The 13,700-nt window shown below is 45.9% G+C and carries 13 protein-coding genes and 1 pseudogene; 3 read left to right on the top strand and 11 right to left on the bottom strand.

All coding sequences use genetic code 11. The features are described from left to right. Positions 1-275: 275 nt before the first annotated feature. Complete coding sequence (locus J07HQW2_RS05540; RefSeq protein ID WP_021054431.1) at positions 276-704, bottom strand: ribbon-helix-helix domain-containing protein; 429 nt, start codon at positions 702-704, stop codon at positions 276-278. Between the two features lie 78 nt (positions 705-782). Then, positions 783-1,844 carry an HTH-type sugar sensing transcriptional regulator TrmB gene (gene trmB / locus J07HQW2_RS05535; protein ID WP_048075163.1) on the bottom strand — a complete coding sequence of 354 codons (1,062 nt, stop codon included), beginning with the start codon at positions 1,842-1,844 and terminating at the stop codon, positions 783-785. A 515-nt stretch (positions 1,845-2,359) separates the two neighbouring features. Here trmB and J07HQW2_RS05530 point away from each other — a divergent pair. Then, positions 2,360-3,391, top strand: a complete 1,032-nt coding sequence (locus tag J07HQW2_RS05530) for a mechanosensitive ion channel family protein (protein ID WP_394324608.1) — start codon at positions 2,360-2,362, stop codon at positions 3,389-3,391. A gap of 407 nt (positions 3,392-3,798) precedes the next feature. Here J07HQW2_RS05530 and J07HQW2_RS05525 read toward each other — a convergent pair whose 3' ends face one another. The 3 genes from J07HQW2_RS05525 to J07HQW2_RS05515 all read right to left on the bottom strand — a co-directional run bounded on the left by J07HQW2_RS05525 (position 3,799) and on the right by J07HQW2_RS05515 (position 6,958). Then, complete coding sequence (locus J07HQW2_RS05525) at positions 3,799-4,212, bottom strand: universal stress protein (protein ID WP_048075505.1); 414 nt, start codon at positions 4,210-4,212, stop codon at positions 3,799-3,801. A 194-nt stretch (positions 4,213-4,406) separates the two neighbouring features. Next, positions 4,407-5,804: a bifunctional metallophosphatase/5'-nucleotidase gene (locus tag J07HQW2_RS05520; protein WP_048075162.1), complete on the bottom strand. Its 1,398-nt coding sequence runs from the start codon at positions 5,802-5,804 to the stop codon at positions 4,407-4,409. A gap of 143 nt (positions 5,805-5,947) precedes the next feature. Continuing rightward, a complete protein-coding gene (locus J07HQW2_RS05515) occupies positions 5,948-6,958 on the bottom strand; it encodes a PAS domain-containing sensor histidine kinase (RefSeq protein WP_021054425.1) in 1,011 nt (336 codons plus the stop codon). Positions 6,959-7,415: 457 nt separating this feature from the next. On the opposite strand from J07HQW2_RS05515, the gene J07HQW2_RS05510 reads away from it, so the two are divergent. Then, entirely contained in the window at positions 7,416-7,820 is a 405-nt protein-coding gene (locus tag J07HQW2_RS05510; RefSeq protein WP_021054424.1) for a hypothetical protein, read from the top strand. A gap of 433 nt (positions 7,821-8,253) precedes the next feature. Here the strand turns inward: J07HQW2_RS05510 and J07HQW2_RS05505 are convergent, their stop codons facing one another. The 6 genes and pseudogenes from J07HQW2_RS05505 to hisD form a co-directional block, all read right to left on the bottom strand. Then, on the bottom strand, positions 8,254-8,616 hold the full coding sequence (locus tag J07HQW2_RS05505; RefSeq protein ID WP_021054423.1) for a DUF7116 family protein: 363 nt from the start codon (positions 8,614-8,616) through the stop codon (positions 8,254-8,256). Positions 8,617-8,979: 363 nt separating this feature from the next. Further along, positions 8,980-9,132 carry a zinc ribbon domain-containing protein gene (locus J07HQW2_RS17920; RefSeq protein WP_303703985.1) on the bottom strand — a complete coding sequence of 51 codons (153 nt, stop codon included), beginning with the start codon at positions 9,130-9,132 and terminating at the stop codon, positions 8,980-8,982. 166 nt (positions 9,133-9,298) lie between these two features. Continuing rightward, positions 9,299-9,511: pseudogene (locus J07HQW2_RS17915) on the bottom strand (hypothetical protein); the annotation flags it as partial. Further along, a complete protein-coding gene (locus J07HQW2_RS17910) occupies positions 9,460-9,963 on the bottom strand; it encodes a hypothetical protein (RefSeq protein WP_303703984.1) in 504 nt (167 codons plus the stop codon). The gene J07HQW2_RS17910 and the pseudogene J07HQW2_RS17915, both read right to left, overlap by 52 nt. Positions 9,964-10,467: 504 nt before the next feature. Continuing rightward, the gene (locus J07HQW2_RS05495; RefSeq protein ID WP_021054420.1) at positions 10,468-10,833 is read right to left on the bottom strand and encodes a HesB/IscA family protein; all 366 of its coding nucleotides are present in this window, start codon (positions 10,831-10,833) and stop codon (positions 10,468-10,470) included. A gap of 72 nt (positions 10,834-10,905) precedes the next feature. Then, the gene (gene hisD, locus J07HQW2_RS05490) at positions 10,906-12,291 is read right to left on the bottom strand and encodes a histidinol dehydrogenase (protein ID WP_048075504.1); all 1,386 of its coding nucleotides are present in this window, start codon (positions 12,289-12,291) and stop codon (positions 10,906-10,908) included. 190 nt (positions 12,292-12,481) lie between these two features. Here hisD and priS point away from each other — a divergent pair, with 190 nt between their 5' ends. Beyond that, complete coding sequence (priS, locus tag J07HQW2_RS05485) at positions 12,482-13,639, top strand: DNA primase small subunit PriS (RefSeq protein WP_021054418.1); 1,158 nt, start codon at positions 12,482-12,484, stop codon at positions 13,637-13,639. Positions 13,640-13,700 lie beyond the last annotated feature (61 nt).

The raw sequence follows: 13,700 nt of genomic DNA, 5'->3' as shown, positions 1-13,700 counted from the left end.
ACATACTAGAAACATTCAGATGGATCAGTCAACCCGAACTTTTTGTATCCTGCCCCCGTCCGCCACTCTCAGGAACGGATTTTTCTCATTTATTCTGCTGAGCCACCCCGCCATACTCAGCGGGTGATTCTGCTTCCTTGATCTGGAGTTTTATATCTTCATGATACAGCTCACAACAACAGTCGAGTTCAAAAAAGACCGAGATTGAATAGAAATTGAAACATCTCATATCAAGAATAAAATAAGCCCCTCAAACAACCTGACCACGGAGCAGTTCACTCGGAGTGTAACGAAGAGTGGTCGTCGGTAGATGATTGCGTTCCTGCAGTCCCGCGAACAATTAAATCGAGGAACATTGCCATTGGACTACTCGGTTCATATCGATTGTCGATAAGATCATATGCTGTTTCAATATTATCGCGTAGTGCATATTGGCGGACGCGACCGGCTGTCTGAAGAAATTCACCTATATCATCTACTCGTCCAACACCTTGTGATGTTGCTGTCTTTCCCGCGTACACAGTCGAGCGTTCGATTTCATCGTACTCTTGAATAACTGGTTCATACTCAGTATCAATCTGACATAATAAGTGCTCAATTGCGAAACGATGGAACTCTGACATACTAGTAAACTCTTCATCACTTACGTGAGACTCTACCGACTCGACGACTTCATCAGGGAAGCGGACAGTTTGCTTTGACACTATATTTGATGTTCTGAGATTGAATATATATCTTTTGTGCCGAATACGCGCATGCGAATACACTTGATTTTCACTTTTTTACTCAAACTGTGTGCGTGTCGGGATCCCATCACGGTCGAGAACCACCTGTTGGGCTTCGATATCTTCAAGCGCTGCAACACGTCCACCGATATCAATAACCTCATCTTCGGTTTCAAGCCGAATTGCCGCCACCTCTTCTGTTTCTTCGAATTTTGTGGTCACAACCCGGCCCTCAGCAACGACTGGCTCGACCGTTTCAATATCTCGACCTGACACTGATGCATAAAATGTCCCCTCAAGTTCACGAATGTCTTTCACAGCGCGGCGAATCGACGCATATCGGCGTGGGAAAGGTCGCTGCTTACCGTCGTCTGCAAGCGTTTCAGCTGTCGACCAAAGCACTGTTCCAAAGAATCCTGAAACAAGAAATCCAAGCGCGGAGCGATTGAAAATAACCCCATATCGATCACGGTCATCCCGAAGTGCATCCTGTGTTGCATAAATTGAGTAGTTTCCATCTGCAACCGCGAGCACAGGTGTTGTAATTCCTCGACGTGCTCGAGTAACTGTCGCAACCTCAAGATAATCAAACTCTGATGGGCTAGGAGCTCGCGAAAGCGGTGTCAAGAGAAGGTCAATGCTTACCCCTGCATCAATCGCAACTGCAAGATCATCTTGAAACCGCCTGAGTAACTCCGGGGTAAGCGAAAGTACGAGCTCATATTCAGCATTGTGAATTATCTCTTCGATGTACCGAAGGATCGTTGATCGCGATTTAACAAGCGAAACAGCTTCCGTATCTCGTGCTGGGGCAGTATACCGAGCCTCAAGCTCAGCAATTAATTCTTCAAGGGACGTTTGAACATTTTCAAATGCATCATCGGGGTCAACAGCAACAATCTTCATTGGTCGTGATTCACGTAACTCGACAAGTCCCCTATCAGAAAGGCTGCGAACCGTATCATAAACCCGTGGCTGTGGGATTTCGGTCTGATCTGCAATCTCAGAAGCAGTCAATTGGGCATGCTCAAGTACTGCAAGATATGCATCAATCTCATATTCACCGAGATTAAATCGATCGCCTACTTGCTCCATCGTCACATGCAAATCTTCTGGCATATGAATATATCTTATCTGAAATGACTTACTGTTTACTATATTTCGAGTAGCATAATATTCATAATCTTGTACCCAATGTGCGATATTTATTTCCCAACATACATATAGCAATCCTGTCATTTCGCGGCATATTATAGCATAGCGTGATGTAGGATGTTAGTATGGCAACTATATGATATGTCTCACGTATATACAGCTCACATTCGATATGGTGAGAATTATTATTGATTATCCAAAGATATTTTATATTATATCTGACAAATGTCAACAACGGGTACAGTGTAGTGTCTAAATAAGTTGTTGGAATCAATTTACCTCACAATACTGTGAATGTAAGCGTATAAGCAGTATTTCATGATATCCGAAAGCAGGGAATTGACTCATCATTGACGGTTAAGTTCTACATATAATGCGGAAGTACCAGCAGTTACCATGTGATTATTATCATGGCACCGATTACTGCGATAGGAACGGATATAATTCAGTATCTATATTTACTGGAATCACCGGCATCTATGAGTCTATTTATTACAGCGATGTTGTCAGATACTTTAGTGCCGATTCAGACGCAGACACCGACACCCTCGGTGAACACATCAGCTGCGGGCGTGATTCCACAGTGGCTTCAGTTCCCAGGGTGGCGATGGGTGATCGCACTTGCAGTTGTAATCGTGGGTGTTGTTATTTCACGATATATCACCCGTCTGATTGGACGTCCAATCGCTCGTCAATTTCAGCGACAGAGCGTTGCGCAGACAGCCCTTCGCCTTGTTCGATTAAGCATTGTTCTGCTTACGATTGCGCTCGGAGCGAGTGTCGTTGGGTTACGACTCGGTGATATTGTTCTATCAGTGACTGTATTTTCTGCAGTTCTTGGTATTGTTCTTGCACCAATCGCAGGTAGTATTGTCAATGGACTGTTCATTCTTGCCGATCAACCGTATGAGATTGGTGATATGATTGAACTTGATGATGGACGACGTGGCTTTGTTGATGACATTACAATTAGATACACCAAGATATTTACACTCGATAACACATTTCTCGTGGTTCCAAACTCATCTATTCGCGAACAACTTGTGACAAACTTCTCAGCAGAAGATGAACGTGTCCGACAGACACTTGATATTGCTATTACTTACGAGTCTGATCTTGAACGAGCTCGTGAGTTAATTCAACGTGCCGCAGCAGACATCGATGATGTCATTGAGGGTGGCCCTGATATCCGCGTTGGCAACGCTCGATATCCAGCCCGCCCAACCGTGTTTCTCAATTCATTTGGTGACGATGGCATTATTCTTCGACTTCGATACTGGGTCATGCGACCGTATAAACTTCCATCAGTTGAATCCGACGTTGCAGATGCTGTTTGGTCACGATTTAATGAGGATACAGCAGAACTTGAGTTTGCATACCCTCATCGACATCTCGTCTTTGATCACACAAGCGGGTCTCTTGACGCGACTGTCGAAACCGGTCCAGCCAGTAGCAGATCTCCGTCTCCCTCAGAAGTGAATACAGATGTGCATGAAGACCGTGACGCTTGACTCAACACGCGGGTACTGACGCCGACTCTAAATAATGTACCTTGTATCCATAGAGTATCTAATATGACAGTGGAGACAATCCTGTGATGTCGATAGTATATTGATGATATCTCCTTGTGAGTTATCTCGTGGACTTTCTTCTTTAGTTTCTATACTATGTCACGATATCTGTATTGAGGATATAAGAGCCGAGTATCAGACCACAGCGATGCACATCACGCTAGTCAGGATATATGGGCTGATATTTCTCACAATGTCACATGGTCACTGGACTGGATATGATAGAATTTCGCGCTTGCGTGTGCAAGTGCATAATCACTACACGGAATGTGACTTCCGTGCTGGTATGTCAACCCTACTAACATCTGAGTTCACACACAGTAATTCATCCATAGAAAATGAGGAGCCTACTCGATGCTATCATGTTCTACAGTAATCACCGCACACTCAAGTTTATCTTTCAGATATGATTCGATATTAGGGTCATCAATCACCCGTCGAAGCATCTGTCGCCATCGGCTTACTTGCTTTGAGCCAATGATGACAATGTCAGCGTCATCTGCTGCGACTTCCTCAAGAATCGTCTCCTCAACGAGAAATCCACGACGAACAACATATCGTGCCCGACCAATTGAACCGAACGCAGTCTCAACAGCATGTTTTAATTCCGCTCGAGTAACATCGTCGCCTTGCTGATATAGATCAACATGAAGAACGGTTAATTCCGCAGTTCGCTCGCGTGCAATGGAAATAGCTTCGGCGAGCGTTGCTTGCGAGTGCTCTGTCAGTGGATATCGAACCGGTACAACCACACGCGTCATCATTGACATAGACTCTCTCACGCATCCTGAACGTTTCCACTTGCAAAAATCAAATTTCTACCTCATTGTGACTGTGGATCCAGATCATACGCCAATCACATACACTCGAAAGTATGAATCATCATGACAATTTATTTGAGTAGATACATTCATATAGTAGCAATTCACATTCGTATAGCATCATTATTCGAGTTCTATGATACAGACTCATCATTGATTGTTCCAATTCGCTGCACGCGTCCCTCCATTGCAGCGTCGATTCCTCGCTCACGAACGTACTCTATCAGAACCTCGAATTGAATATCACCCTCACCCACACGATGACGATTACTGAGTGTTGGAAACTCATGATCGCTATGTAAAACATATGCTGATGTTGCGAGCGTATACGATTGCTCAGGATCAATTAGCTCATTGTCAACGTAGGCTGTTTGCAAGGTCTCAGCATCGTCGTCCCATACAACTGTCACCCCTGAGAGATGACTGTGCCACCACTCTGGTTCACCAAAATCAACGACCGATGCGGCTGATTCACGTAATACTGCACGTAACGTTTCTCCGGTTAGTTCTGCACGGACGATGTGTTCGTTAAACGGAATAACCCCGATAAGGTCAGCAACTGTGATATCACCGCACAATGCTGGACCATTTCTAATTCCACCACTATTCTGCAGTCCAATGTCGGTATCAAGTGCCCAGCGATATGCGTCAGCAACAAAATTCCCTATTCGTGACTCACCACCGAAGACTGCACTGTCAGTCCGCTCAAGTGGCTCTGACACATGAGCAACGACTTCATCAAGCCCAGCGGTTTCAATCCGACCCTGAAGTGCTGAGACAACATCATCTGCTAGTGGCGCATTAGCTGTCTCATGCCGTGTTGCAGTAATCTCTCCTGTATCGAGTGTTACCTCAATGATTGCCTTACCGTTCGCACCTGGTCGTAAACAAAGCGTCCCATCAATCCATTCATGCCTTTTTCTGTGAAGATGTCCGCCAAGAATAACATCAATATCTACTTGTTGAGCGAGTTCACCATCTCCGCTTCCGAGGTGTGAAAGCGCAACAACATAATCAACATCGGCTGCTCGGAGCGTTTCAACCGCGTTTTCAGCTGCATCATATGGATTAGTAAAGTAGAGATCATCAGCCATCGGATTCAATGATGGTGTTGCTGGGTCTGTTATACCCATAAACCCGACTGTTTCTCCATCCACGGACTCAATTATCGTTGGAACGACATCGTCAGCCGCAAATCGGTCTCCGGAAGTTCCGTTACTGTCTCGGTGATAGACGTTTGTTGATACCCATGTCTGTGGGCTTGCTGCGACGATGGACCGTGTGGCTGCGGTCCCGAAATCAAAATCGTGGTTGCCAAACGTCTCAACATCTGTACTGACCGCTTCAAATAACTCTAGTGCTTGTTGTCCACGGTCGATCAATGCGAGGACACCTGGTGCAGTGTTGTCTCCAGTCCCACAGACAATTGTATCACTATCACTTCGAGTCCTGATTGCTCCAGCGAGATGTCCTGCTTGACGTGGATTGTCAAATACATTCTCAACATCTGAGTACTGAAGCAGTCGCGGCATCTCATAAATATGAGATACCAGCGCGAAAGTATTCATCGATATGTATCAATACTCGCAGTACAACGGAGAGTCGTCAGTCGACTCAGGTCGAGATAAGATCATATGATCTCATCATCATCAATTGAACTGCAGCTAATCAATAATTATTCATCGAATTCTACGTTCGTAATATCGAACCGTGCACCGTCATCGGAACTTTTCGTGACCCCTATATCCCAATCATGAATAGTGACAATTTGTTGAACGATGCTTAATCCAAACCCGGTTCCGTCCTCCTCAACCGTGTATCCTGTCTCAAAGATACGATTATGCTTATTTGGCGAAATACCAGACCCATCATCGGCTACGTAGAACCCATCCTCGGTAGTATCAATGCTCACATCGACCTCTGGTCCCTCATGTTTGATCGCATTCCGGAGGAGGTTCTCAAGAAGTTGCTGTAAGTACGATTCGTTAGCCACAATTTGTGCGTCTGTCTCAGGCGTGCGCAGGACTGCCCGTTTGGCTTCTACATTTTTCCACGCGTGCTCTACTGCTGTCTCTAATGAAACTGACGACATCTCATTAATCTCAGAATCCTGTGCGAGTCGTAAAAATTCAGTAATCAACACACTCATGCGATTAAGCGCATCATCAGCAAGTTGTAATTCACCTCGGTCGATATCATCTTGTAAAACATCAATATACCCTTGAGCAACAGATAATGGATTACGTAGATCATGACAGACGACACCCGCAAAATTTCCGAGCAACTGACCTTGCCCATTACTCACTTGTGCTTCGTGCTTGGACTCTGAAATATCGGTAACCGTTTCAAAATGATACACGGTATCATTAATTGACCGCTGGGTCGTGGTTGATGCTACGGGGACTTCCTGATTATTATATTTGTGTATTGTTTCAGTTTTCCTTGTTTCACCATCTTCGAATGATATCCAATACTCATCAAAATCATCCGCACCGATTTCAGTAACAACCTCCCACAGTGACTTTGTATTCAATTCTGATGGTGTGACATCAAATAATTCGGCGTATGACTGATTAACGTATATATACCGACCACTTTGACCATAGATAGCGACGCCCACCTCAATTGAGTCGGCTAGTTCATCGAATGGTTCCGTTTCAATATTATTCTGATTATGATGGTTCATAGATACTTATGTCTCACATCAATTGATTGCCCTCATTATTGTCATTTTTAAACACTAAGCTAGCTCTCTCAGTCCCGTCTCGTATGCTCTCAGTTGTAGTACCAGGTCATAGAACACACTGCTCTTCGTGACACTCTCCCACGGCTAAAGCCGTAGGTTTTCTGCCACAATCTCTATAATTAAACTGAGGAGTGCGATTCGATTCTTACTTTCCTCAATTCATATCATGACAGCAAATAAATTTTTCTGAAGCACTACTTCTGTAGATTATAGTATAATGTATTATCTAAAGTAGATCAGATTCAGAAGATTTATATACTGAATATAAAGACTCATACCAGTAAGTAGTGGTATAGTACTCATAGACAGCCATACCTACGAAACCGACGTTTCAGATGTTGCTCAGATAATCTCAACTGAGACCCGGATATCTTATAAACAGGCGACAGCGCTCTTAATGCGTGATATTCTGGATAAAAGTGATAAACATATTGCTGAGACTCTCGAAGTTGCCCCCGCCAGCACATCTAGTTATATATCTGTGTGTAAGTCAAAATTCAATTCGATTGATGAGAATATCACCGAACTTGAACAGCAAATCAAAGAGTGGGAAAAAACTGAACACCTCGAAAGCATACTCAATCAACTCGAGGGGACAGATACAGACACTGTGATAGATGACCTCTTAGAAACTGTCCAAGAGGAACTCGTTAATGACGAAGATATAACATATTTGATCGCATACGCCGATGATCAGGGACGGAAACAGATACAGACTGTTGATGTGCACCCTCGCGATCTCTCAGGTAAAGATATTCTCCAATATAAGCGCATTAGCTCAATTGAGGATGTATTTAATTAATCCGTCATTTGTGGGGGATAACTGATGAAAGTCTCAATATCGAATCAAAATCTGTAGATCTTATTTACACCCGAATAGTCCGTAGATATCTATTTGCGCGTAGCGACTCCCTATTTTTATCTAATAATATGGCTGTTTGAATTTGGTTATCCTGATGAGTATCGAACTCCGCTGTTATTTTAGGCTGTGTGGTTGATGCGGCAGTTGCCTAACACGATATTTGACCGAAGTACCGAAATCCAATGATACTGAAAACATATGATCATTCGGTCCCAGCGGACTACCCCGACCTACTCACTCACGGCTCGTCGCCGTCCGTTCCTTGAGGAAGGGGTCTTGCGCTTGAACTTAGATAATCGACATACTGTCGGGTTTCATTGAGTTGAGACTGTATCTAGTTGAGAATATCTTTATATTGGACAACTATGTGTTGTTAATCTGCATCCGATAGTATGACATCATATTCGTTTGTATTCCATCCCCCGTCTTCATCGGACTCAACACCAATAATCGCCCACTCGTAATTAGGATCACTCGTCGTGAGTTCTTCTTTAAGCCATGTAGTCTTAGCTTCAGGAGTAACAAAACATCGCAGTTGGTACTGATCTGATATCGTGCCGCCATCTGTTCGTGCGTGTCTCTCGTTCAGTGCTGTGTCGGAACAAAACGCTGTCACGTGGACACTTCGCCATTTTCGTTTAGCGATGAACCCTGATTCGTCGCCCGATACACTGTAGCCAAGACGTGCGAATATCGTCTGGGCTTCCTCTAGTAGAGGCGTGCTAACAGTGGGCATACAACAATATACATAGTAGTACAGAATATAAAATTTTTCACAGGTTATTAGATTATGATTAGCAACGTCATTGATACAGTGGAGTATACAATCAGCGATGACACTAGTATGATGAATGATTCCTGCAATGATATCCCGGATGGTGAACTGCCTCGGGGTCAAGCCCCGACTCCGACTCCGAGAGCTTCCTGTTTCTGTTTCAATGACGTGACTTGCAGACACCGACTCCCGAACAGAGTCTTCATCCACAGCGGTCACAGTCTCCATAGGCGTGACTCTGGTCTGTCCCAGCCCAGCCCTGCCCTAAGTCTCAGTATAATTCCCGAAGACCACGAGACAGAGACAGAACATTATATGACGCGTTCAAGTCCCTTCCCCTTCCCTATCCGCTTCGAACCCACGGTTCGGGCACGAGTGTTCCCTGACCCACGACGGCTTGTCGGTCTCGACACCACACTTAGCGCACTCTCTTGTCGTCCCATGCGGATTCACTTGTACAACATGGGTGCCGTGCATGTCACCCTTGCCTTGTATTGTACTCTAGCATATCAATAAACCCACGCCACGCGGCGTCCTGGTTGTTTCGAGCGTTCCCACTTGACTGGAGCATTCCCGAGACACTCAACTTTAATTCCTTCACAAATACGGCGTCGTACTTGTTGCCGAGACATGTGGAGAGCTTGTGCTGGAAGTCCTCGATCTTTCGCTTAATCTGACGTCTGGCTTTGGCTACTCTTTGTCGCTGGTTCTCCCAGTCCCAGTTGTTACTGCCACGTTCTTTTCGTGAGAGACTGTATTGTTTGCATTGTAAGCGTTCGTGCTCATCTGAGAGGTCGAGCCAGCCTACACTCTCACTATCACCATCCGATGTGTAGACATAGTTATAATTCTGTATGCCGAGGTCAATGCCGACACGATCTCCAGCTCAGGGTTCATGTCGTCTATTTCTGACTTCTTGGGAAGCTCGACATCTTCGATTTCAAGACCGACTGTGACGTACCACTCACCAGTCTTCTCTGTTTTCAGCGTGACCTCTTTGACGATGGCGTTGTCAGGGACTTCCCGGTGATATTGAATTGGGATGTCGTCTATCTTGGAGAGCCAGAGAGTCGCAGTTTGACCACTCGTACTCGTGTGTTTGAGTTCGAAGCCAGACTGCGAATACGTCATACTCTGGAAATCTCGTAGCAATTTCCACTTGAGCCACCCGACTGTGTGTCCGTTCTCGTTCTGTTTCTTTGCGGAGAGGTTTGAGAGGGAGAGGTTCTTGTAGAATTGTTCGACGGTTTCCTGCATTGCTTTTGAGTGGACTTCCGAGGATATGCCCCACTCGTCTCGTTTGTCCACTCGGTAAGTCGCTTCTGATGCTGGGACGCACTCCCGAGTGTATGTTTCTCCGTATTGAGTTCTTGATACTCGTAGCGGGTGTGATCGTAGGCTTGTCAGTGGATGTGGATGTTGACATGACGTTCTGCTTCCGTAGCTACCCCTATTCTGTTCGGTCTGGGTAAGCACGGAAGCGGTAATCATACCACATCTCTATATCTGAAACTGGCACTAAGACGTCTGAAAAGCTGTGGTCTGTGGCAATAGTGTCGGTTTCATCCACGGTCACGGAGTCAAGCCCCGTGGCATCCGCCTCGTACCGCTTGTAAATACTTGAGTTAATTCTGAAATAAAATCAGGTCGATATCAGTGTTGAGTGTGCCGATATATTCCATTATTACGCATGAATATCTCTACACATAATGCTCTAATCTCAAAGTAGTTGTGAATATAACCGACGCCGTCCAGAAGAGTTAGCTGTCATTACCATACTCATCAACGGATATCGATACCAGTCCCTATATACTACGTTCGGAATGACTCGCCACATCCACATTCACTCACAACATTCGGGTTTTCAACATGAAAGCCAGCGCCCTGAAGCCCGCCTTCATATTGCAGCTTTGATCCGCCAATATAATTCTGACTCGCAGGATCAACAAACACACGCAACCCATGCTGTTCAACGATTGCATCATCAGACTCTGGCTCATCGTCGAATCGCATCCCATAGGATAATCCCGCACAACCGCCCTGTTGAACGAATAATCGTAATCCTGCTTTATTCGTATCAAGACCCTCCGATTCAATCAATTGGACTGCCTCGGACGCAGCTTCTTGGGTAATTGTCACAGTTGTCTCACCACCCGTATCATCTGCTTCAACACTCATAATCTACGGTACCATATCTACCGAGTTAATGGTGACGCTATTTTTTATATCATCATACAAATATTCATATTCTTATTTATTTGATTCGGTAGCAGTAACACTGCTCTCCGACATTCCACCACCATCCATATCTGTATCAGTAGTGCGTTCCGGCGTCGATTCGGATTCGGCTCTGGCTGTTTCAGTCCGTATTCGAACGCTCTCAGCATGCGCTTCAAGTCCTTCTGCTGTTGCAAGCGTTTGAATCGTCTTATTGAGTCGATCTAGCCCTGTCTTATCAATACGTTGGACTGTCGTTGACCGGAGAAATGTATCGACAGATAATCCACCATATTGACGTGCTCCACCAGAAGTCGGAAGAACATGGTTCGTTCCTGAAGCATAATCACCGGCTGCGACTGGCGTGTGTGAGCCCAAAAATACACTTCCAGCATTTTTAATTCGGTCAAGAATTGCTTCATCATCTGCAGCCTGAATTGAAAGATGCTCCGCGGCGTATTCTTCAGCGAATAAAATCGCCTCTGACATAGATCGAGTTACAATGACACCTGATGCGGCCTGTTCGAGCGCTTCTGTAATAACATCTAACCGCTGTCGGTCACTAATTTGTGCTTCGACCGCTTTTATGATTGCCTCAGCAGTATCTTCATGATCTGTGACAGCCACTACTGATGCGTTTGGATCATGTTCAGCCTGTGCAAGTAAATCTGCAGCAACATATTCAGGCGTTGCAGTCTCATCAGCTATCACAAGAACTTCCGACGGACCAGCGAGAAAGTCAATATCAACATCACCTCGAACTTCTGCTTTTGCTGCTGTCACCCATCGGTTACCGGGTCCAACAATCTTCTGTACAGCATCAATTGATTCAGTTCCGTACGCGAGTGCTCCAACAGCCTGAGCGCCGCCAACAGCGTAGATTCGATCCGCACCTGCGATGTGAGCAGCCGCACGCGTCACTGGATGTACCGGGTCCCCTGGTGGCGTTGCAAGTGCAACGTGTTCAACACCGGCCACAACGGCTGGAATGACGCCCATTAATACACTTGAGGGGTATGCTGCGGTACCACCAGGGGCGTACACACCAACCCGGTCAAGCGGACGAAATCGACGTCCTAATTCACGATGGTCCTCCTCATATGTACTCCGCCAGTCATCTGGAATCTGCTCTTCATGAAATGTGCGTATGTTTGCTGCTGCTGTTTCAAGTGACGTGCGAACTGCCTCATCAATCTCATCATATGCTCGCTCTGCAGTATCAGTCACATTGATCGTCCCGACCTCGACATCGTCGTGCTCGCGGGCGAGTTCACGAAGCGCTACGTCACCCTCATCTTGCACACGACTCAAAATTGTGCGGGCGTCCGCACGGGCATCAGCTACCCCAGCATCTCGATCAAAAAATGCCGCCCGCTCATCTGGTGCTAACTCTGAAAGTGTGCGGGCAGTGAGTGTCATCGTCATACATTTGATTTGATGTCTGCCGACAAGGATATTCCGGATACAGACTCAAACGATACAATATCTTTCTGTTGTTCAATGATCCAATCACAAGCTGTTCGTACTCTTTTTCAAAACACGGCGGAATAGATTATTAACAAGAATGAGACGCAATCAATTTACCCCCGCCTTGGATATACCCTGAGCGATGGAGGACCGTACTCGGACGTATCTGAAAGGCCGTTTCGGTGATTACTATGCTCGCGCTAATATAGATACGCCGCCAGCAGCCAATCGTCGTGAGTGGGGACACATTCCGTGGACTGCTGGAAGCACAACAATGGTCCGTCATCAGTCATTGCTTGAACTTGGGAGTCTTGATGACTTCCTCCACCGGACTGCGCCAAGACATGTGTATTTCTCTGCAGCACGATTTACTGATCCGGGTGCAACAACAATGGATCAAAAAGACTGGCAATCCGCTGATCTTATTTTTGATCTTGATGCTGATCACCTGCCAGGGATTGACCCTGATACCACATCATATGCAGATATGCTCACAGCGTGCAAGGCGGAACTCCAAACACTACTTGCGTTTATTGACAATGACTTTGCTTTCGATGAAACACAGGTCGTCTTCTCTGGAGGGCGGGGATACCATGTTCATGTTCGCGATGAACGGGTTCGTCGTCTCGATAGTGCTGCTCGTCGAGAGATTGTCGATTATATCCGCGCAATTGATCTGAGTGTTGAGATATTCATTGACACAGAATCAAACCAAGGAACAACACAGCGGACCCTCAGACACCGTGGCGGATGGGGGTGGCGAGTTCATAAACGCCTACTTGAGCTTGTCGAGGAGCTTCAGGCGAGTAATGAAACAACAGCCCTCAAGCGATTACAGTCATTCGAGGGAATTGGAGAAGGACGAGCGGAGACAATTCTCGGACAAATTAACGCAAATCCAGAGGCAATTCAAGCAGGGAATCTTGAAGCTGGCGGAGCTGGGATCCGTATCCTTGTCGACGCACTCGCACAGACAGCATTTGAACAAGAGACCGCACCGATTGACGAACCAGTGACGACTGATACAAACCGTCTGATTAGACTTCCTGGGAGTCTCCATGGCGGCTCAGGACTCCTTGTTATCCCACTTACTCGTGGGGAAATCGCTTCATTTCATCCGCTTGAGGACGCCGTTCCCGAACGATTCCGAGGTCGAGATATACGGGTGCGAGTCACTGACCCAGGAGCAACAACATTCGATGGTGACACATTCAGCATCACTGAAGGGATACACTCTGTTGAAGAATGTCTGGGAGTCTTTCTGATGACTCGCGGTCGAGCCGAAAAGGTAAGCCAATAACTGATGATTATGAGTGTATTTTTGGCTTATATTCACTGTCAGCGGATAAACACCGGATGTC

Origin of the sequence: Haloquadratum walsbyi J07HQW2 (assembly GCF_000415985.1) — an archaeon.
Lineage (GTDB): Archaea > Halobacteriota > Halobacteria > Halobacteriales > Haloferacaceae > Haloquadratum > Haloquadratum walsbyi_B.
Note: the sequence above shows the minus strand (reverse complement) of the source record. Positions and strands in the feature narration are given on the sequence as shown.

Bases quoted from the DNA above. Each gene is read 5' to 3' on its own strand.
- trmB (WP_048075163.1), bottom strand. From the start codon at position 1,844: ATGCCAGAAGATTTGCATGTGACGATGGAGCAAGTAGGCGATCGATTT.
- J07HQW2_RS05530 (WP_394324608.1), top strand. From the start codon at position 2,360: ATGAGTCTATTTATTACAGCGATGTTGTCAGATACTTTAGTGCCGATT.
- J07HQW2_RS05525 (WP_048075505.1), bottom strand. From the start codon at position 4,212: ATGACGCGTGTGGTTGTACCGGTTCGATATCCACTGACAGAGCACTCG.
- J07HQW2_RS05520 (WP_048075162.1), bottom strand. From the start codon at position 5,804: ATGCCGCGACTGCTTCAGTACTCAGATGTTGAGAATGTATTTGACAAT.
- J07HQW2_RS05515 (WP_021054425.1), bottom strand. From the start codon at position 6,958: ATGAACCATCATAATCAGAATAATATTGAAACGGAACCATTCGATGAA.
- J07HQW2_RS05510 (WP_021054424.1), top strand. From the start codon at position 7,416: ATGCGTGATATTCTGGATAAAAGTGATAAACATATTGCTGAGACTCTC.
- J07HQW2_RS05505 (WP_021054423.1), bottom strand. From the start codon at position 8,616: ATGCCCACTGTTAGCACGCCTCTACTAGAGGAAGCCCAGACGATATTC.
- J07HQW2_RS17920 (WP_303703985.1), bottom strand. From the start codon at position 9,132: ATGCACGGCACCCATGTTGTACAAGTGAATCCGCATGGGACGACAAGA.
- J07HQW2_RS05495 (WP_021054420.1), bottom strand. From the start codon at position 10,833: ATGAGTGTTGAAGCAGATGATACGGGTGGTGAGACAACTGTGACAATT.
- hisD (WP_048075504.1), bottom strand. From the start codon at position 12,291: ATGACACTCACTGCCCGCACACTTTCAGAGTTAGCACCAGATGAGCGG.
- priS (WP_021054418.1), top strand. From the start codon at position 12,482: ATGGAGGACCGTACTCGGACGTATCTGAAAGGCCGTTTCGGTGATTAC.